Source organism: Brevundimonas guildfordensis, assembly GCF_014836405.1.
In the GTDB taxonomy this organism is placed as follows: domain Bacteria; phylum Pseudomonadota; class Alphaproteobacteria; order Caulobacterales; family Caulobacteraceae; genus Brevundimonas; species Brevundimonas guildfordensis.
Window position 1 is genome coordinate 1 of the sequence record NZ_JACSQU010000003.1, and the last position, 20,084, is coordinate 20,084.

At 69.0% G+C, this 20,084-nt stretch carries 14 protein-coding genes and 1 pseudogene; 14 read left to right on the top strand and 1 reads right to left on the bottom strand.

What is annotated here, in order from left to right; translation table 11 throughout:
* The first annotated feature begins 619 nt into the window (after window positions 1-619).
* Genes ilvD through leuB form a run of 9 tightly spaced genes read left to right on the top strand, consistent with a single transcriptional unit; the run spans window position 620 to window position 10,697 of the window.
* The gene (gene ilvD / locus H9656_RS11550) at window positions 620-2,362 is read left to right on the top strand and encodes a dihydroxy-acid dehydratase (protein WP_191744420.1); all 1,743 of its coding nucleotides are present in this window, start codon (window positions 620-622) and stop codon (window positions 2,360-2,362) included.
* A gap of 12 nt (window positions 2,363-2,374) precedes the next feature.
* Window positions 2,375-3,388 carry a ketol-acid reductoisomerase gene (gene ilvC, locus H9656_RS11555; protein ID WP_191744421.1) on the top strand — a complete coding sequence of 338 codons (1,014 nt, stop codon included), beginning with the start codon at window positions 2,375-2,377 and terminating at the stop codon, window positions 3,386-3,388.
* 31 nt (window positions 3,389-3,419) lie between these two features.
* Window positions 3,420-5,126, top strand: a complete 1,707-nt coding sequence (gene ilvG / locus H9656_RS11560; protein ID WP_191744422.1) for an acetolactate synthase 2 catalytic subunit — start codon at window positions 3,420-3,422, stop codon at window positions 5,124-5,126.
* A gap of 2 nt (window positions 5,127-5,128) precedes the next feature.
* The gene (locus H9656_RS11565; RefSeq protein WP_191744423.1) at window positions 5,129-5,392 is read left to right on the top strand and encodes an ACT domain-containing protein; all 264 of its coding nucleotides are present in this window, start codon (window positions 5,129-5,131) and stop codon (window positions 5,390-5,392) included.
* Window positions 5,392-6,630 (top strand): 2-isopropylmalate synthase, encoded by a 1,239-nt coding sequence (locus tag H9656_RS11570; protein ID WP_191744424.1) that lies wholly within the window; start codon window positions 5,392-5,394, stop codon window positions 6,628-6,630. The genes H9656_RS11565 and H9656_RS11570 overlap by 1 nt, the downstream gene beginning before the upstream one ends.
* On the top strand, window positions 6,614-7,588 hold the full coding sequence (locus H9656_RS11575; RefSeq protein WP_191744425.1) for a branched-chain amino acid transaminase: 975 nt from the start codon (window positions 6,614-6,616) through the stop codon (window positions 7,586-7,588). Before H9656_RS11570 ends, H9656_RS11575 begins: the two co-directional genes overlap by 17 nt.
* Window positions 7,575-8,987, top strand: a complete 1,413-nt coding sequence (leuC, locus tag H9656_RS11580; RefSeq protein ID WP_191744426.1) for a 3-isopropylmalate dehydratase large subunit — start codon at window positions 7,575-7,577, stop codon at window positions 8,985-8,987. Before H9656_RS11575 ends, leuC begins: the two co-directional genes overlap by 14 nt.
* Window positions 8,980-9,582: a 3-isopropylmalate dehydratase small subunit gene (leuD, locus tag H9656_RS11585; protein WP_191744427.1), complete on the top strand. Its 603-nt coding sequence runs from the start codon at window positions 8,980-8,982 to the stop codon at window positions 9,580-9,582. The genes leuC and leuD overlap by 8 nt, the downstream gene beginning before the upstream one ends.
* Complete coding sequence (leuB, locus tag H9656_RS11590; RefSeq protein ID WP_191744428.1) at window positions 9,582-10,697, top strand: 3-isopropylmalate dehydrogenase; 1,116 nt, start codon at window positions 9,582-9,584, stop codon at window positions 10,695-10,697. The genes leuD and leuB overlap by 1 nt, the downstream gene beginning before the upstream one ends.
* A gap of 56 nt (window positions 10,698-10,753) precedes the next feature.
* On the opposite strand, the gene H9656_RS11595 is transcribed toward leuB, so the two are convergent.
* Window positions 10,754-11,362, bottom strand: a complete 609-nt coding sequence (locus tag H9656_RS11595) for a TetR/AcrR family transcriptional regulator (protein ID WP_191744429.1) — start codon at window positions 11,360-11,362, stop codon at window positions 10,754-10,756.
* A gap of 114 nt (window positions 11,363-11,476) precedes the next feature.
* On the opposite strand from H9656_RS11595, the gene H9656_RS11600 reads away from it, so the two are divergent.
* From H9656_RS11600 to H9656_RS11620, 5 genes and pseudogenes are all read left to right on the top strand, one after another.
* The gene (locus H9656_RS11600; protein WP_318240639.1) at window positions 11,477-12,697 is read left to right on the top strand and encodes an efflux RND transporter periplasmic adaptor subunit; all 1,221 of its coding nucleotides are present in this window, start codon (window positions 11,477-11,479) and stop codon (window positions 12,695-12,697) included.
* Between the two features lie 30 nt (window positions 12,698-12,727).
* Entirely contained in the window at window positions 12,728-15,997 is a 3,270-nt protein-coding gene (locus H9656_RS11605; protein WP_191744430.1) for an efflux RND transporter permease subunit, read from the top strand.
* Window position 15,998: 1 nt separating this feature from the next.
* Window positions 15,999-17,438 carry an efflux transporter outer membrane subunit gene (locus H9656_RS11610; protein WP_191744431.1) on the top strand — a complete coding sequence of 480 codons (1,440 nt, stop codon included), beginning with the start codon at window positions 15,999-16,001 and terminating at the stop codon, window positions 17,436-17,438.
* A 187-nt stretch (window positions 17,439-17,625) separates the two neighbouring features.
* Window positions 17,626-18,795, top strand: a pseudogene (gene proB / locus H9656_RS11615) (glutamate 5-kinase).
* Window positions 18,792-20,054, top strand: a complete 1,263-nt coding sequence (locus tag H9656_RS11620) for a glutamate-5-semialdehyde dehydrogenase (RefSeq protein ID WP_191744432.1) — start codon at window positions 18,792-18,794, stop codon at window positions 20,052-20,054. The pseudogene proB and the gene H9656_RS11620 overlap by 4 nt, the downstream one beginning before the upstream one ends.
* Window positions 20,055-20,084 lie beyond the last annotated feature (30 nt).

Consider the following 20,084-nt stretch of genomic DNA (forward strand, 5'->3'; position numbering starts at 1 on the left):
CCCGACCAAAACCCCGAAAACTCAGTCTCCGAAGCCCCGTTGGGCCAGCCCGTCTCCGAGCGAGGCGGCGATATACGTCCGCCCCTTCCGGGTGGCAAGGGCCTTTTCACAAAAAGTCCAAAAATCTCAACGAACTCGAGTCGCCGGACCCATGACCGGCGCGGCGCTCGCGTATACGCGCGGTCTTGGTTGTGGGACCTGGCCGGGCGAAACGGCAGAATCTTCACCCCTAAAGGAGCGCTCCGAGAGGAATTTTATCGCGGACACGCCGCTCGACGGGCGCATACGGGTGCTTTCTTCCACATTTCGCGCGTCGACGGTTGCGCCGCAACATTGGTCAAGGCATAAGAGCGCCAGTTCGAAAGGTCTCTTCCTTGTCCCACCGCGCCGCCATCGCTGCGATCCTGAGCCCCGCGCAAGCAGCGGCCGATCTGCGCGTGCTGTCGGTGGGCGTACTCCTTCTCTCGGTAATTCTTATTCCGCTTAGCCAAGCGGTGTGGATGCCTGCGACCTGACCTGAACCCAGACAGTTTCGCCCATTCACCCCGCTCCGGCTCCGGACGCGGGGTTTTTCATGTGCCCGCCCTACTCCCGACAGGCAAGAACTTCCAAGATCACGATGACGCAGGCTTCAGACAGCACAAAACGACCCAATAGCCGCTCTGCGGCCGTCACACAGGGCCCGAACCGGGCGGCTGCGCGGTCATATCTGCGCGCGGCGGGCATGCAGGACGCCGACTTCGACAAGCCGATGATCGCTATCGTCAACACCTGGTCGACGGTCACGCCGTGCAACATGCACCTGGACCGCCTGGCCAAGGACGTGCGCGCCGGCATCATCGCGGCGGGCGGCTATCCGGTCGATTTCAACACCATCGTCGTCACCGACGGCATCTCCATGGGGACGGCGGGCATGAAGGCCTCGCTGATCAGCCGCGAGGTCGTCGCCGATTCCATTGAGCTGGCGGTCGAAGGGCATCAACTGGACGGCGTCGTCTGCATCGTCGGCTGCGACAAGACGATTCCCGCCGCAGCCATGGCCCTGGCGCGGATGGATATCCCCGGCCTGGTCTACTACGGCGGCACCATCCTGCCCGGCGTGATCGGGACAAAGGAAGTCTCAGTTCAGGAAGTGTTCGAGGCCATCGGCGCCCACGCCGCCGGCGCTCTGGACGATGCGGGCCTGAAAGCGGTCGAAAGCGCGGTCTGCCCCGGCGCCGGCGCCTGCGGCGGCCAGTTCACCGCCAACACCATGGCTATGGCCCTGTCGATGATGGGCATCTCGCCCATGGGCGCCAATGACGTGCCCGCCGTCGATCCGGCCAAGGGCGCGGAAGGCGAGCGTTGCGGCCGCCTGATCGTCGAGCGGGTTTTCGCCGGCGACACGGCGCGCAAATACATCACCCGCGCCAGCCTGAAGAACGCCGCCGTCGCGGTCTCGGCCTCAGGCGGATCGACCAACGCCGTCATGCACCTGACCGCCATCGCGGCAGAGGCGGGCGTCGACTTCGGCGTGGAGGACTGCCACCAGGCCTGCGTCGAGGCCCCGGTCATCTGCGACCTGAAGCCGGGCGGCCGCTTCCTGGCCTCGCACTTGTATGCGGCGGGCGGCACGCGCCTGGTCGCCCAGCGTCTGGCCGAGGCGGGCAAGATCGCCAACGTCCCGTCCGTCTCGGGCCGCAGCCTGTTCGCCGAGGCGGGCGACGCCGAGGAGCAGCCCGGCCAGCAGGTCGTCACCAGCTTCGAGGCCCCGGTCATGGCCCGCGGCTCCTACGCCGTCATCTACGGCGATGTCGCCCCCGAAGGCGCCGTCATCAAGCTGACCGGCCACAAGGTCGACCGCTTTGAAGGCCCGGCCGCCGTGTTCGACTGCGAGGAAGACGCCTTCCATGCGGTGCAGGACGGCTCGGTCGGCGAAGGCGACGTCATCATCATCCGCTACGAAGGGCCCAAGGGCGGGCCCGGCATGCGCGAGATGCTGCAGGTCACCGCCGCCCTGAAGGGCCGCAAGGTCGAGAACGTCGCCCTGCTGACCGACGGCCGGTTCTCGGGCGCCTCCTACGGCTTCGTCGCCGGGCACGTCTCGCCCGAGGCCGCGGCGGGCGGCCCCATCGCTCTCATCCGCGATGGCGATCCGATCGTCATCGACGTCACCAACCGAAGGATCGACGTGCTCGTCGATCTGGAGGCGCGCCGGGCGGATTTCGCCCCCAACCGTATCCGCCCGGCGCAAGGCGTTTTCGCAAAGTACCGCGCCGCCGTCGCCTCTGCCTCGCAAGGGGCCGTGACCATTCCCAATCCGCCGCCGGCCCAGATCCCCGCCGATCTGGCCGCCCGCTCCACCGAAAACGCTGCTTCTTAAGGACGTCCCCCCATGGCCATCACCATCTACACTAACGAAGACATCAAACCGGGCGCCATCGCCGGCCAGCGCATCGCCGTCATCGGCTATGGCTCGCAGGGTCGCGCCCACGCCCAGAACCTGAAGGATTCGGGCCACGACGTGATCGTCGGCGTTCGCCACGGCGGCACGGGCTGGAAGCACGCGACCGAGGACGGCGTCCCCACCGCCGAGCCGGCCGAGGCCGTTCGCGGCGCCGACGTCATCGCCATCCTGACCCCGGACATGGTCCAGAACGAGGTCTATCGCGACATCATCGAGCCGAACGCCAAGCCGGGCGCCGCCCTGTTGTTCGCCCATGGCTTCTCGATCATCTACCACCGGATCACGCCGCGCGACGACATGGACGTCATCCTGGTCGCGCCCAAGGGGCCGGGCGATCTGGTCCGCCGCGAGTTCGCGCGCGGTCGCGGCGTCCCGTCCCTGTTCGCCATCGAGAGGGACGCGACCGGCAAGGCCCGCGATCGCGCCATGGGCTACGCCAAGGGAATCGGCGGGGCGACCGGCGGCCTGCTTGAGACCTCGTTCCGCGAAGAGACCGAGACCGACTTGTTCGGCGAACAGGCCGTCCTGTGCGGCGGGGCCAAGGAACTGGTCATCCAGGGCTTCAACACCCTGGTCGACGCCGGCTATCAGCCGGAGATCGCCTATTTCGAATGCCTGCACGAGCTGAAGCTGATCGTGGACCTGTTCTACGAAGGCGGCATCTCCAAGATGCACCACTTCATCTCGGAAACGGCCAAATGGGGCGCCGTGGCCTCGGGTCCGCGCGTGATCACCGACGAGACCCGCGCCCGCATGAAGACCGTGCTGGACGAGATCCAGAGCGGCCAGTTCGCGCGCGAATGGATCGCCGAGAACGAGGCGGGCAAGCCGAAATACGAGGCCCTGCTGACTGAGGACCGCTCCAGCCAGATCGAACAGGTCGGCGCCCGTCTGCGCGACCGCATGGCCTGGCTGCAGACGGCCAAACAGGCCGCCGCCTGACCCTCTGTATATATAAAGAGAGACTGACCCGATGAGCGCCGCCGCGCCCGCCCTGAAAACACCCTCCGCCCCGGCCGTCATGACCGGTGCGCGCCTGCTCGTCTCCAGCCTGGAGCGGATGGGCGTAGAGGTCGTGTTCGGCTACCCCGGCGGCGCCATCATGCCGATCTACGACGCCCTGACCGGCTCGTCGCTGAAGCACATCCTGGTCCGCCACGAACAGGCCGCCGCCTTCGCCGCCGACGCCTATGCCCGGCTGAGCGGTCGGGTCGGGGTCTGCATGGCCACCTCGGGCCCCGGCGCCACCAATTTGATCACCGGCATCGCCAACGCCATGATGGATTCGGCGCCGATGGTCTGCATCACCGGCAACGTCCCCCAAGGGGTCATGGGCACCGACGCCTTCCAGGAGATCGACATCCTGGGCGTCACCCTGCCGATCGTGAAACACTCCATCCTGGTCCGTGACGCCGCCGAGATCCCGGCCGCCATCGAACAGGCCTTCCACATCGCCGCCTCGGGCCGCCCCGGCCCGGTGCTGGTCGACCTGCCCAAAGACGTCCAGTTCGCCGAAACGGTCGCCCCCTTCGGCTTCAACATTCCCAATGAAACGATTGAGGCCGACGCCGACGCCATCGCCGAGGCCGAGCGCTTCATCCGCGCCGCCGAACGCCCGCTGATCTACATCGGCGGCGGGGTGAAGATCGGCCGCGCGACCGAAGCCCTGCGCGCCTTCGCCGAGACCACCGGCATCCCCGCCGTCGCCACCCTGAACGCCCTGGGCACGGTGCCGACCGACGCTCCCGGCTTCCTGGGCATGCTGGGGATGCACGGGACGCGCGCGGCCAATGAAGCGGTGCAGGCGTCCGACCTGCTGATCGTCATGGGCGCCCGTTTCGACGACCGCGCCACCGGCAAGCTGGCCGAGTTCGCCCCCCACGCCCGCGTGATCCATTTCGACGCCGACGCCTCCGAGATCGGCAAGCTGCGCGAGACCCACGTCGCCGTCGGCGGCGAGATCCGCCCGGCCATCGAAGCCCTGACCGCGCGCATGACGACGGCGCCGCTGACCATCGACCCGTGGGTCATCCGCTGCGCCTCGGCGGCCGAGCGTCACGCCGCCCGCTATGACGCGCCGGGCGAAGGCGTCTACGCCCCCGCCCTGCTGAAGCAGCTGTCCGAAATGGCGGGCGACCGCTTCGTCGCCGCCTGCGACGTCGGCCAGCATCAGATGTGGGCCGCCCAGCACTGCCGCTTCGCCCGGCCCGAAGCCCACATCACCTCGGGCGGTCTGGGCGCGATGGGCTTCGGCCTGCCCGCCGGCCTGGGCGCCCAGATGGCGGACCCGGATGCGGTCGTCGTCACCATCGCCGGCGACGGCGGCTTCATGATGAACGTCCAGGAGCTGGCCACCCTGCGCCGCTACGGCGTGCCGCTGAAGATCGTCCTGCTGGACAACTCATCGCTGGGTCTGGTGCGCCAGTGGCAGGAGCTGTTCTTCGCCGAGAACTATTCCGAGATCGACCTGTCCGACAATCCGGACTTCGTGAAGGTGGCCGAGGCCTTCGGCGTCGAGGCCTTCCGCATCGACCGCCGCGATCAGGTCGAGGCCGGTCTGGCCCGCCTGCTGGCCGCCAAGGGCGCCTGCCTGGCCCACGTCGTCATCGACCCCAAGGAAAACGTCTGGCCGCTGGTCCCGCCAGGCAAGAGCAACGCTGAAATGATGGAAGGCGCATGAGCATGAGCGACACCATTCACATCCAGATCGACCGGGCCGACGGCTCGCTTCAGCGTCTCATCGGCCTGGTGGAGCGCCGCGGCTTCCACATCGACGGCATGAGCATGGCCCCCGATTCTGAAATCGAAGGCGCGATGCGCCGCATCGCCCTGACCGTTCGCGGGCGCGACGCCGCCCGATCCATCGACACCCTGGGCCGCCAGATCGACCGCCTGATCGGCGTCGCGCGCATCCAGGCCCACACCTTCCAGTCCGAGGCCGCCTAATGTCCCGAGTAAACCGAGTATCCAGAACGGCCGAGATTGCGGCCGATCCCAACCGGGTCATCATCTTCGACACCACCCTGCGCGACGGTGAACAGGCGCCGGGTTTCTCCATGTCGGCCGAGGCCAAGCTGAAGATGGCCCATGTCCTGAAGGATCTGGGCGTCGACGTGATCGAGGCCGGCTTCGCCGCCGCCTCGCCGGGCGACGAGGAATGCATCCGCCGCGTGGCGGGCGAGGTCGAGGGGCCGGTTTTCGCCTCCCTGTCGCGCGCCAACGAGAAAGACATCGACGCCTCGGCCCGCGCCCTGTCCACCGCCCCTGCTTCGCATCGACGCTGCCACGTCTTCCTGGCCACCAGCCCGATCCACCGCTCGGCCAAGCTGCGGATGAGCACCAATGAGGTGCTGGCCACGGTGTCGCGCTCGGTGGAGTACGCAGCCTCCCTGTTCGACGACGTCGAATTCTCGGCCGAGGACGCCTTCCGCACCGAGCCGGAGTTCCTGGCCGAGGTGCTGATGGCCGCGGCCGACGCCGGCGCCCGGACGCTGAACGTACCCGACACCGTCGGCTACGCCACGCCCGAGGAATCGCGCCAGCGCTTCGCCTATCTGGACGGGATCATCCGTCCGCGTCACGCCGACATCATCTTCTCGTCCCACGCCCACAACGACCTGGGCCTGGCCGTCGCCAACTCCCTGGCCGCCGTCGAAGGCGGGGCGCGTCAGGTCGAGGTCGCCGTCAACGGGATCGGCGAGCGCGCCGGCAACGCCTCGACCGAGGAAGTCATCATGGCTCTGCGCACCCGCGCCGATCGCTATGGCGTGACGGTCGCCGCCGAGAGCCGCCATCTGGTCCGCTCTTCCGAGACCCTGCGCGAAGTGACCGAGAGCGTGATCGCCCGCAACAAGGCCATCGTCGGCCTGAACGCCTTCGCCCACGAAGCCGGCATCCACCAGCACGGCATGATGGCCGACAGCCGCACCTACGAGATCATGCGCCCCGAGGACGTCGGGTTCGAGGGCAGCTATTTCGTGCTGGGCAAACACTCGGGCCGCCACGCGGTCGGCAAGCGCGCCGAGGCCCTGGGCCACGCTTTGGAAGGCCAGCGCCTGGCCGACGTCTTCGCCGGCTTCAAGCGCCGCGCCGACGAGATCGGCGAGATCAACGACGCCGAACTGACCGCCATCATCGCCGCCACCGCCCCCCAACAGGACAAGACCTATGCAGCCGCTGGCTAAGAACATCTGGATCAACGGCGAACTGACGGCGTGGGAAAACGCCACCGTCCACGTGATGAGCCACGCCCTGCACTACGGCACCTCGGTGTTCGAGGGCATCCGCGTCTATGACACGCCGAACGGCCCGTGCGGCTTCCGCCTGACCGACCATATCCGCCGCCTGTTCGACAGCGCGCGCATCTACCACTTCCCCATGCCCTACACTGAGGACGAGCTGGTCCAGGCCTGCAAGGACGTGGTGCGCGCCGAGGGCCTGCGCTCGGCCTATCTGCGTCCGCTGGCCTTTCTGGGCGAGTGCGGCATGGGCGTCAGCCCCTCGGCCGAGGCGATCCGCAGCGATGTGATGATCTCGGCCTTCGCCTGGGGCGCCTATCTGGGCGAAGAGGCGCTGGAGAAGGGCGTCGACGCCTGCATCTCCAGCTGGAACCGCGTGGCGCCGAACACCGTCCCGGCCGGCGCCAAGGCGGGCGGCAACTATCTGTCCTCCTATCTGATCGGGCGCGAAGCCCGCGTGCGCGGCTTCGGCGAAGGCATTGCGCTGGGCGCCGACGGCCTGCTGTCCGAGGGCGCGGGCGAGAACCTGTTCATCGTCAAGGACGGGGTGCTGATGACCCCGCCCGCCGCCGCCTCCATCCTGCAGGGCATCACCCGCGACAGCGTGATGAAGCTGGCGCGCGGCCTGGGCTATGAGGCGCGCGAGCAGGTCCTGCCGCGCGAGGCCCTCTACGTCGCCGACGAGGTCTTCATGACCGGCACGGCGGCCGAGATCACCCCCGTCCGCTCCATCGACGGCATCATGACCCGCGCAGGCGGCCCCGGCCCGGTGACGAAGGCGGTGAACAAGGCCTTCCGCGGCCTGTTCGACGGCACGACGCCCGACCGCTTCGGCTGGCTGGAGCCCATCGGCGAGGCTGAAAACGCCGCCCCGGCCAAGGAGCGCGCGCATGAGCCAGCCTAAGACTATGTACGAGAAGGTCTGGGACCGGCACGTCGTCGTGCCGGAAACCGCCGAGACTCCGGGCGTCATGTATGTGGACCTGCACCTGGTCCACGAAGTCACCTCGCCTCAGGCCTTTTCCGAGATCGCGGCGCGCGGGCTGAAGGTCCGCCGCCCCGACCGCACCTTCGCCACCCTGGACCACTCTACCCCCACCCTGCCCGCCGGGCCGGACGGGACGCTGCCCTATGTCACCGAACAGGCGCGCAAACAGGTCGAGACGCTGGAGGCCAACTGCGCCCGCCACGGGATCGAACTGGCGGGCTGGGGCTCGGACCAGCGGGGCGTGGTCCACGTCATGGGGCCGGAACTGGGGCTGACCCAGCCGGGCATGACCGTCGTCTGCGGCGACAGCCATACCGCCACCCACGGCGCCTTCGGGGCGCTGGCCTTCGGCATCGGCACCTCGGAAGTCGGTCACGTGCTGGCGACCCAGTGCCTGTTGCAGCGTCGGGCCAAGGCCATGCGGGTGACCGTCGACGGACGCTTGCGCCCCGGCGTCTCGGGCAAAGACGTGGCGCTGGCCGTCATCGCCGCCATCGGCTTCGGCGGCGGCACCGGCTACGTCATCGAATATGCAGGCGAGGCCGTGCGCGCGCTGGACATGGAAGGGCGCATGACCCTGTGCAACATGTCCATCGAGGCGGGCGCCCGCGCGGGCATGATCGCGCCGGACCAGACCACCGTCGACTGGCTGCGCGGCCGCAGACATGTCCCCGCCGACTATGAAGCCGCCGCCGCCGACTGGCTGAGCCTGGCCTCCGACCCCGGCGCGGTCTTCGACAAGGAGGTCGTGCTGGACGGCGCCGCCATCCGCCCGATGGCCACCTGGGGCACCACCCCCGACGCGGGCGCCCCCGTCGGCGCGCCCGTGCCGCAGCCGCGCTCGGCCTCGGACCAGAAGGCCATCGACTACATGGGCTTCACCGCCGGAGAGGCGACCACCGGCCACAAGGTCGATGTGGTCTTCATCGGCAGTTGCACCAACGGCCGCCTGCCCGACCTGCGCGCCGCCGCCGACGTCCTGCGCGGCCGCAAGATCCAGCCGGGCGTGCGGATGCTGGTCGTCCCCGGCTCCGAGGCCGTCCGCCGCGACGCCGAGGCGGAAGGATTGGACAAGGTCTTCACCGAGGCGGGCGCCGAATGGCGCATCCCCGGCTGCTCCATGTGCATCGCCATGAACGGAGACTTCGTCGCGCCCGGTCAACTGGCCGTCTCGACCTCCAACCGCAATTTCGAGGGCCGTCAGGGCAAGGGCGCCCGCACCATCCTGGCCAGCCCCGCGACCGCCGCCGCCAGCGCCGTGGCCGGCGTGCTGACCGACCCGCGCGCCTATCTGGAGGCCCCCATCCATGCCTGAGGCTTTCAAAGTTCTGACGTCGAAAACCCTGACCTTGAGCCAGGCCAACATCGACACCGACCAGATCATCCCCGCGCGCTTCCTGACCACCACCTCGCGCGAGGGTCTGGGCGCCCAGGCCTTCTATGACTGGCGCTATGAGGCCGACGGGTCGCCCAAGCCGGAATCGGTGCTGAACCGCATCGACCCGACCGAACAGCGCATCCTGCTGGCCGGGCCGAACTTCGCCTGCGGCTCCTCGCGCGAGCACGCGCCCTGGGCGCTGCTGGACTACGGATTCCGGGCGGTGATCTCGACCGAGATCGCCGACATCTTCACCTCCAACGCCCTGAAGAACGGCTTCCTGCCCATCGTCGTCGATCAGACCGTCTGGGACGATCTGGCCGCCCATCCCGAGCAATCGGTGACCATTGATCTGGAGGCGGGCGAGATCCGGCGCGGCAACGCCCCGGCCGTGCCGTTCAAGGTCGAGGCCTTCGCTCGCCAGTGCCTGCTCGACGGCGTCGACGCTCTTGGCTGGCTTCAGTCGAAACTGCCTTACGTCGCCTCCTACGAACGCCTGCGCCAAGACACCTATCAGCCGGAGACCGCCTGATGACCGCCCATGAAACGCCCGCCGCTCGCACCTTCAACATCGTCGTCCTGCCCGGCGACGGCGTCGGCCCCGAGGTGGCCCTGGCCGCCCAACGCGTGCTGACCTGCATCGGCGATATCTACGGCCACCGCTTCGACTTCACCGAACACCTGATCGGCGGCGCCGCCATCGACGCCACGGGAGAGTCCCTGCCGGAAGAGACGAAGGCCGCCTGCATCGCCTCCGACGCCGTGCTGCTGGGGGCCGTCGGCGGGCCCAAGTGGGACGGCGCCCCGGTTCGTCCGGAGCAGGGCCTGCTGGCGATCCGCAAGGCGATGGGCCTGTACGCCAACCTGCGCCCGCTGCAGGTCTCGCCGGTTCTGGCCCACCGCTCGCCGCTGAAGAAGGAGATCGTCGAGGGCGTCGATCTGATCGTCTTCCGCGAACTGACCAGCGGCGTCTATTTCGGCGAGCGCTCCCGCACCGAAACCTCGGCCTCGGACCTGTGCGTCTATACGGTTGAGGAGATCGAGCGCGTCGCCCGCGCCGCCTTCCAGGCCGCCGAACAACGCCGCGGCAAGGTCACCTCCGTCGACAAGGCCAACGTCATGGAGACCAGCCGCCTGTGGCGCGAGGTCGTCACCCGCGTCCACGCCGAGGAGTATCCGCAGGTCACCCTGGAGCACGCCCTGGTCGACTCCATGGCCATGCACCTGATCCGCAAGCCGCGCGACTATGACGTCATCCTGACCGAGAACATGTTCGGCGACATCCTGTCGGACGAGATTTCGGTGCTGGGCGGCTCCATCGGCCTGCTGCCCTCGGCGTCGCTGGGCGCCAATGGCCCCGGCCTGTTCGAACCCATCCACGGCTCGGCGCCGGACATCGCTGGTCAGGATCTGGCCAACCCAGTCGGCATGGTGCTGTCGGCGGCGATGATGCTGCGGCACAGCTTCCAGCTGGAGGATGAGGCCGATTCCATCGAGGCGGCGGTCGCGGCCGTCCTGGCCTCGGGCGCCGTCACCGCCGATCTGGGCGGGGCGCTGGGCACGGTCTCGGCCACGCGCGCCATCGTCGACGCCATCCGCGCCATTCACTGGGCGGCGGCGCGTCATGTGCCGATGCATTGGGCCTGACGGTCTAAAGCGTTTGAAAAACACGAGAGGCGGGCGTCAGTCCGCCTCTTTTCACGTCAGCCGTCGACCAGCCCCTGCAGGGCGTCGGCCATACGCCCCGCCAAGGCGGCCTTCTGCGCCTCGTCCAGGTTGGAGAAGCCGTCCGACAGCTCCCGGCTGATGGCCATGCCCATGATCAGCCCGGCGGCCAGGCGCGCCCGGACAGGAGCGTCCGCGCCGCCGATCCACTGAGTCAGCGGCTCGAAGAAGCGGGTGTTGCTGGTGTGCTGCACCACATCCATCGCCTTGGACGATCCGATGGAGCGCAGCAGGATCAGCAGGCCGCGCATACGGCCGCTGCCGTCGTCCGGCGTGCAGGCGGCGGCTTCGCCATAGACGATCTCGCGCGCCAGCCGGGCGCCGAAATCGGCGCGATCGCCATCCATCAGGTCGCGCCCGTTCTTGCAGCTGTCCAGGACAGCCACGAACAAATCTTCCTTGGAGCCAAAATAACGGCTGATCAGCGCCGCATCGACGCCAACATCACGCGCGACATCGCGCATGCCGACATCATCATAACTCTCCGCGCAGAAGCGTGCGCGCGCCGCCTCCAGGATAGCCTGGCGGGTGGCGTTGGCGTTACGCGGCCGGGGGACGTCGCAAAGGACCAATTGGTCGCACTCCAATAAACCTTACGGTCTATATGGCCTTGTCATCAGGCGTTGACAAGCGGCGCAATCGTCGTCTTTAAGTCAGCCGGTGTTGACTGGACGCCTCCTCCCCTATGAGCGCACAGTCCTGTGGATAAAACGACTCCCAAGGAGAACGCGCCGATGCGCACGGTGAAGATCGCGGCCGCGTCCGTCATGATGGCGGCCGCCCTTTATGGCTGTTCCAAGGGAGAGGAGGCGCCCGCCCAGGGCGCGCCGCCGGTCACGGTGGCGACGCCTCTGTCGCAACAGGTCGTTGACTGGGACGAATTCACGGGGCGCTTCGAGGCGCCCCGTTCGGTTGATGTGCGCGCGCGCGTGGGCGGATACATCCAGGCGGTCCACTTCAAGGATGGCGACTTCGTCCGTCAGGGCCAACTGCTGTTCACGCTGGATCCCCGTCCGGCCCAGGCCGCCCTGGCCTCGGCCCGCGCCCAACTGGCCCAGGGCCAGGCGCAACTGACGCTGGCCCAGACGGAACTGGCCCGCTCCGAGGGCCTGTTGGCCTCGCAAGCGGTGTCTCAGGCCGAAGTCGACGCCAAGCGCGGCGCGGTCAAGACCGCCGAAGCCGCCGTGGCCGCCGCCAACGCCGCCATCCGCGCCCGTCAACTGGACGTCGAGTTCACCCGCGTCACCGCGCCGATCTCGGGGCGCGCGTCCGACCGCCGGGTCGATCCGGGCAACCTGATCGGCGGCGGTTCGTCGGCCGGCGACATCCTGACCACCATCGTTTCGTCGTCGCCGATCTACTTCGTCTTCGACGGCTCCGAAGCCCTGGCCCTGAAATACCAGCGCGACGCCCGCAACGGCTCGGCCCCGATCCGCATCCGCCTGCAGGACGAGACCAGCTATGACCGCGCCGGCGTGCTGGACTTTACCGACAACGCCATCGACGCCTCTTCGGGCACCATCCGCCTGCGCGCCGTGGTCCAGAACGCCGACGGCTTCCTGAAGCCGGGCATGTTCGGCCACGCCCAACTGGCCGGTTCAGGCGGTTACGCCGCGATGCTGGTGCCGGATTCGGCCGTCGTCACCGACGGTCCGCGCAAGGTGGTCTACGTCGTCGCCAAGGACGGCACGGTGGGCGCCAAGCCCGTGCAACTGGGACCGATCGCCAACGGCCTGCGCGTCGTGCGCACCGGCCTGACGCCCGACGACCGCGTCATCATCAACGGCCTCCAGCGCGCCCGTCCGGGCCAGAAGGTCACCGCCCAGAACGGGACCATCAAGGCCGAGGAAACCAAATCCGACGCGCCCGTGACCACGGCCCCTGTCGCCTCGTCCGCCACCTTCGTCGCCAGCGCCGGCTGAGGAGGAGGCTCACGGGCCGGAACCTGATCCATGAACATTTCCCGCTTCTTCATCGACCGACCGATCTTCGCGATCGTGATCTCGGTCTTCATCACCCTGGTCGGCGCCTTCGCCATGCCGATGCTGCCGTTGGCGCAGTATCCGGACATCGCGCCGCCGACGATCAGCGTGACCGCCTCCTACGCCGGTGCCTCGGCTGAAACCCTGTCCGAGACGGTCGCCGCACCGCTGGAACAGGAAATCAACGGCGTCGAGAACATGCTCTACATGACCTCGTCGTCCACCTCGGACGGCCGGGTCCAGGTCACCGTCACCTTCCAACCGGGCACCGACCTCGATACCGCCCAGGTGCTGGTGCAGAACCGGGTCGCCCTGGCTGAACCGCGCCTGCCGGCGCAGGTCCGTCAGGTCGGCGTCGTCGTCAACAAGGAGTCGACCGGCTTCCTGATGCTGGCGTCGCTGACCTCCGACGACCCCGGCATCGACAGCGACTATCTCGGCAATATGGCCCAGTCGATGATCCGCGACCGCCTGCTGCGGATCGACGGCGTCGGCGGGGTGCAGGTCTTCGGCGGCGGCAACTACTCCATGCGCATCTGGATCGACCCGGCCAAGGCGGCCGCGCGCGACCTGACGGCGCCCGAGATCGTCGCTGCTCTGCAGGCGCAGAACGTCCAGGCCGCTGGCGGCTCGATCGGCCAGCCCCCCTTCCCGACCAACGCCGCCGCCTTCGAGCTGCCGGTTCAGGTCGAGGGCCGTCTGGCGGCTCCCGAAGAGTTCGGCAAGGTCGTGCTCAAGACCGACCCGCAAGGGCGCGTGACCCGCGTCAGCGACATCGCCCGCGTCGAGCTCGGCTCGGAAATCTATGGCGTTGAAGGCTACTTCAACGGCCAGCGCGGCGTCGGCGTCGCCATCATTCAGCAGCCGGGCTCCAACGCCCTGTCGACGGCCGACCAGGTCATCGCCGAGCTGGACGCCATCAAGGCCGACTTCCCGCCGGGCGTGAAATACGCCATTCCCTATAACCCGACGGAATACGTCGCCGCCTCGGTTTCGGCGGTCGAGCACGTGCTGATCGAAGCCGTCTTCCTGGTGATGATCGTCATCCTGGTCTTCCTGCAGACCTGGCGCGCGGCCATCATCCCGATCCTGGCCATTCCGGTCGCCCTGGTCGGCACCTTCGCGGTGCAACTGGCGCTGGGCTATTCGATCAACTCCCTGTCTCTGTTCGCCCTCGTCCTGGCCGTCGGCATCGTCGTCGACGACGCCATCATCGTGGTCGAGAACGTCGAGCGTTACATCCGCGAGGGCCTGACCCCCAAGGAAGCCGCCTATCGTTCGATGCAGGAAGTGTCGGGCGCCCTGATCGCCATCTCCCTGGTGCTGACCTCGGTGTTCGTGCCGACCGCCTTTGTGCCCGGCATCCCCGGCATCTTCTTCCGCCAGTTCGCCGTCACCATCGCTTCGGCGACGCTGATCTCCCTGCTGGTGTCGCTGACCCTGTCGCCCGCCCTGTCCGCCCTGCTGCTCAAGCCGCACAAGGAACACGACCAGCGGCGCAAGCCCGGCCTGATCGGTTCGGCGACCTATTACCTCGGCTGGGCCGGGGCCAAGTTCAACGAAGGCTTCGACTGGGTGTCGGACCGCTACGGCCGCTTGACGGCCCGTCTGATCCGCATGGTCACCGTCATGCTGGTCATCTACGCCGCCCTGCTGGCGCTGACCGGTTGGCGCATGGCTGACACGCCGACCGGCTTTATTCCCGCTCAGGACCAGGGCGTGCTGATCGGCGTCGTCCAACTGCCGCCCGGCGCCTCGCTGGAACGCACCAAGGCCGCCATGGACAGGGCTGTCGACATCGTCCGCAAGTCCGATGGCGTTGAGGAAGTCACCGCCTTCGCCGGCCTGGACGGCGCCAGCTTCTCCATGTCGTCCAACGCCGCCACCATGTTCATCAAGCTGAACGACTACGATGAGCGCACCACGCCTGCTCTAGAGGCCTCGGCCCTGGCCGGCGCGCTCAGCCAGGCGACCGGCGTCATCGAAGAAGCCAGCATCTTTATGCTGTCGCCCCCGCCCGTTCAGGGTCTGGGCACCGGCTCTGGCTTCAAGATGATGATCCAGGACCGGTCAGGCGCGGGCTTCAAGGCCCTCGAAGGCGCGACCTTCGCGATGATGGGCGCCGCCGCCCAGGCTCCGGACCAGGTGCAGCAGGTGTTCAGCCTCTACAACACCGGCTCGCCGCGCATCGCCGCCAGCGTCGATCGCGACAAGGCACTGCTGATGGGCGTTCAGCCGTCGACCGTGTTCAGCACCCTGGGCACCTACCTCGGCTCGACCTACGTCAACGACTTCAACTTCCTGGGCCGCACCTTCCGCGTCACCGCCCAGGCCGAGCCCGCCTATCGCGACGAACTGGCCGACATCGCTAACCTGAAGGTCCGCTCGGCCTCGGGCGGCATGGTGCCGATCGGCTCGGTGGCCACCTTGGCCGACGATTCCGGCCCCTCGCGCGTGGTCCGCTACAACCTGTTCCCGGCTTCGGAACTGCAGGGCGAAGCGGCGCCGGGCGTATCCACCGGCGAAGCGCTGGCCGCGATGGAGGAACTGGCCGCCAAGACCCTGCCTGACGGCTTCGGCTACGAATGGACCGAAATCGCCCTGCAGGAGAAGGCGGCGGCGGGCGGCTCCACCATCATCTTCCTGATGGCCGTCGTGTTCGTCTTCCTGGTGCTGGCCGCCAACTATGAGGCGTTCACTCTCCCGCTGGCGGTCATCCTGATCGTGCCCATGTGTATCCTGGCCGCGATCCTAGGGGTGAACCTGCATGGTCTGGACAACAACATCCTGACCCAGGTCGGTCTGGTGGTCCTGATCGCCCTGGCGGCCAAGAACGCCATCCTGATCGTGGAGTTCGCCAAACAGGCCGAAGACAACGAAGGCCTCGACCGCTGGCAGGCCGCCGTTCAGGCCGCCCGTCAGCGCCTGCGTCCGATCCTCATGACCTCGTTCGCCTTCATCTTTGGCGTGCTGCCTCTGGCCATCGCCTCGGGCCCCGGCTCGGAGATGCAGAACGCCCTGGGCATCGCGGTTGTCTACGGGATGCTGGGGGTGACCTTCTTCGGTCTGATCTTCACCCCGGTGTTCTACGTCATCTGTCGCTGGATGGCGGGCAAGCTGCCCAAAGCCGAGGGCAAGCAGCGCGAGCTGCCGACCAGCTTCGGCTCCACGCCGCACGACCCCTTTGACCCCGACGGCCCGGAACCGGCCCCCGCCGCTCCGCGCCAGGGAGATGCGTAAAATGAACGGCACACTCCGTACTCTGCTAACCGCTGCGGGGTCGGCCGCCCTGCTCGCCGCCTGTGCGGTGGGTCCCAAGGCGCCGCTCCCGACCCTCCCGGCCGAAGGCCAGGGCGCCTTCATCGGCTCGCAATCCGCCTCGGTTTCGACCGAGGCGGCCCGCGACGACTGGTGGCGGCTGTATCAGGACCCGACGCTGGACGGCCTGGTGCTTCAGGCCCTGACCGAGAACAACGAGCTGGAGGCGGCCGCAGCCAATCTGCGCGCCGTCCGGGCTTCTCTGTCCGAGGCCCGCTCGGGGCGGTTCCCGACCACGACCACCTCGGCCGCCTACAACCGCAGCCGGGCTTCGACCGACACCGTGCCGACAGCTGGCGGCGCCAAGCTGCCCGAGATCGACACCTACGACGTCGGCTTGGACGTAGCCTATGAGATCGATCTGTTCGGTCGGGTGGAGTCGTCCATCCGCGCCGCGCGGGGCGATGTGGCCGCCGCAGCCGCCGCGCTCGAAGTCGTGCGGGTGACGGTCGCCGCCGAAACGGCCCGGGCCTACGCCGACACCTGCTCGGCCAACGCCCAGATCGCCGTAGCCGAACGGACCATCGACCTGCAGGCCAAGACCGTCGACCTGACCCAGCGCCTGCTGGACGGGGGCGCCGGCAACGGTCTGGATGTGGCCCGCGCCCGCGCCGCCCTGGAGCAGACCCGCGCCAGCCTGCCGCCCCTGCGGGCGGCGCGCGACGGCGCCCTGTTCCGCCTGGCGACGCTGACCGGCCGCACCCCGGCCGAGGCCAGCGAGGCGGCCCGCGCCTGCCAAGCCCCGCCGCAACTGTCGCAGCCGATCCCGGTCGGCGACGGCGCTGCGCTTCTGGCTCGCCGCCCCGACGTGCGTCAGGCGGAGGCGCGGCTGTCGGCCGCCGCCGCCCGCGTCAACGTCGCCACCGCCGGCCTTTATCCCAGCATTCGCCTGGGCGGGTCGTTCGGCTCCACGGCTTTGGACGCCTCGGACCTGGGCGAGAGCGCCAATATGCGCTTCAGCGTCGGCCCGCTGATCTCCTGGTCCTTCCCCAACGTCTGGGCGGCCCGGGCGCGGATCAAGCAGGCGGGCGCCCAGTCGGACGCGGCCCTGGCGACCTTCGACCAGACCGTGCTGACGGCGCTGCAGGAGACCGAGACGGCGCTCAGCGCCTACGCCAACGAACTGGACCGCCGCACGGCCTTGCGCACTGCGCGGGATCAGGCGGCCACGGCGGCGCGCCTGTCGCGCCTGCGTTTCGACGCGGGCGCCGACAGCTTCCTGACGGTGCTGGACGCCGAACGGACCCTGGCCGGCGCCGACGCCGCTCTGGCCGCCTCGGAGGCCCAGGTCACCACCTACCAGATCGGTCTGTTCAAGGCCCTGGCGGGCGGGTGGGATCAGGCGCCCGATCCAGAAGCCTGAGCTAAGGCCTCAAACTGAAACTGAGACGCCCGGTCGGTTCGCCCGCCGGGCGTTTTCTTTGCCGCTTCTCCCGTCACTCGCCACACCTGATGAATTTTCTTCGTTGTAACCGCGAGTTTTGGCGCGTCATCGAATAATCCTCGCCACAACCTTGGCTGCGGCGATGATCTTGCGGTAGGAAGACTGGGTGACCTCCTCCGCGACTCTCCTTGAAGCCTCCCAGGGCGCCGCGACGCCTGGCGGCGCCCTGGCTCAGGCGCGGCGGGTCGTGGTCAAGATCGGCTCCTCCCTGCTGTTCGACCCAGCCCGCAGGGCGGTCGCTTCCGAATGGCTGGCCAGCCTGGCCGCCGACATCGCCGAACTGCGCCGCCAGGGACGCGACGTCATCGTCGTTTCCTCCGGGGCCGTGGCGCTCGGACGCGGTCGGCTCAACCTCTCCGCCAGCCGTCTGCAGGACAAGCAGGCCGCCGCCGCCGTGGGCCAGTCCCTGCTGATGCACGCCTGGGAAGAAGCGCTGGCGCCCCACGGCCTGATGGCGGGGCAGGTCCTGCTGACCCGCGACGACACCGAACGGCGACGCCGCTGGCTGAACGGCCGCGCCACGCTAGAGGCCTTGCTGACCCTCGGCGTCGTTCCCGTCGTCAATGAGAACGACACGGTCGCCACCGAAGAGATCCGCTACGGCGACAACGACCGCCTCGCCGCCCGCGCGGCTCAACTCGGGCGGGCCGATCTCCTGGTCCTGCTGTCCGACGTGGACGGCCTCTACACCGCCGACCCGCGCCGCGATCCCGACGCCCGCCATCTGCCCGTGATCGAGCGGCTGTCGCCCGACGTTCTGGCCATGGCCTCGGGCGCCAACCCCCTGGCCGGAGTCGGCACGGGCGGCATGGCGACCAAGCTGGCGGCGGCCCAGATCGCCGCCTCCGCCGGGTGCGCCACCGTCATCGCCTCGGGCCTGACCCCGCATCCGCTGAAGGCGGTGCAGGAAGGGGCCCGCGCCAGCCTCATCCTGGCCCCGGCCACGCCGTTGCACGCCTGGAAGCAGTGGATCGCCGGCAGCGTGGCGCCCGGCGGCGCCCTGACGCTCGACGCAGGAGCCGTCGCCGCCCTCCAGGCAGGAAAGAGCCTGCTGCCCTCCGGGATCGTCGCCGTCAGCGGCGACTTCGGCAAGGGCGACAGCGTGCGCCTGATCGGGCCGGGCGGCGCGCGTATCGGCGTCGGTCTGGCGTCCTAAGCCGGCGAGGAGATCGCCCTGATTCGCGGCCGTCATTCCGACGCGATCGAAGGCCTGCTGGGCTATCGCGGCCCCTCGGTCGTCATCCACCGCGACGATCTGGTTCTGGAGGACCGATGAGCGACCTCGACGCCGCCATGCTGGATATGGGCCGCCACGCCCGCGCCGCCGCCGACGCCCTGCGCGCCGCGACGCCGCTAGCACGCACCGAGGCGCTTCATCGGCTCGCCGAGGGCCTCCGCGCCGCCGAGGCCGACATCCTGACCGCCAACACCCGCGACACAGCCCGCGCCCGCGCTGGCGGCCTGTCCGAAGCCCTGATCGACCGTCTGGCCCTGACGCCGGCCCGCGTCGAGGGCATGGCCGTCGCCGTCGAGACCATCGCCGCCCAGCCCGATCCGGTCGGCGCCGAAATGGCGCGCTGGACCCCCGCCAACGGCCTGGACATCGCCCGCGTCCGCACCCCCATCGGCGTTCTGGCCGTCATCTATGAGAGCCGCCCCAACGTCACCGCCGACGGCGCCGCCCTGTGCCTGCGCTCGGGCAACGCGGCCATCCTGCGCTGCGGCTCGGACTGCCTGGAGTCGTCGCGCGCCATCGCCGCCGTCGTCGCCCGCGCTGTGAGCGAGGCGGGCCTGCCTGCCGAGGCCATCCAGCTGGTGCCCGTGCCGGACCGCGAGGCCGTCGGCGCCCTGTTGTCGGGCCTGAACGGCGCCATCGACCTGATCATCCCGCGCGGCGGCAAGAGTCTGGTCGCCCGCGTGCAGGCCGAGGCGAAGGCGCCGGTGCTGGGCCACCTCGAGGGCCTGTGCCACACCTATCTGGACGCCGCCGCCGATCTGGACGTCGCCCGCCGCGTGACCCTGAACGCCAAGATGCGCCGCGTCTCGGTCTGCGGGGCGACCGAGACCCTGCTGGTCGACCGCGCGGCGGCTGACCGCCTGCTGCCCGCCGTCGCCGCGGATCTCACCGCCGCCGGATGCGAACTGCGCGGCGACGCCGAGGCCCGCGCCTTGGTCCCGGCCATCGCCGAGGCGAGCGAGGCCGATTGGTCCACCGAATACCTGGCCCCCATCCTGTCGGTGCGCGTGGTGGACGGCGTGGACGGCGCGGTCGACCACATCCGCGCTTACGGCTCGGGCCACACCGAGGCCATCGTCACCACCGACGAGACGGCGGCCGAACGCTTCGCCAACGGCGTCGACAGCGCCATCGTCCTGATCAACGCCTCGACCCAGTTCGCCGACGGCGGCGAGTTCGGTTTCGGCGGCGAGATCGGCATTTCCACCTCGAAGCTGCACGCGCGCGGCCCGGTAGGGGCGGAACAGCTGACCACCTACAAATATGTCGTGCGCGGCGAAGGCCAGACGCGACCCTGAGACAGGGGCCACTCAGAAAAGGCCGGAGCT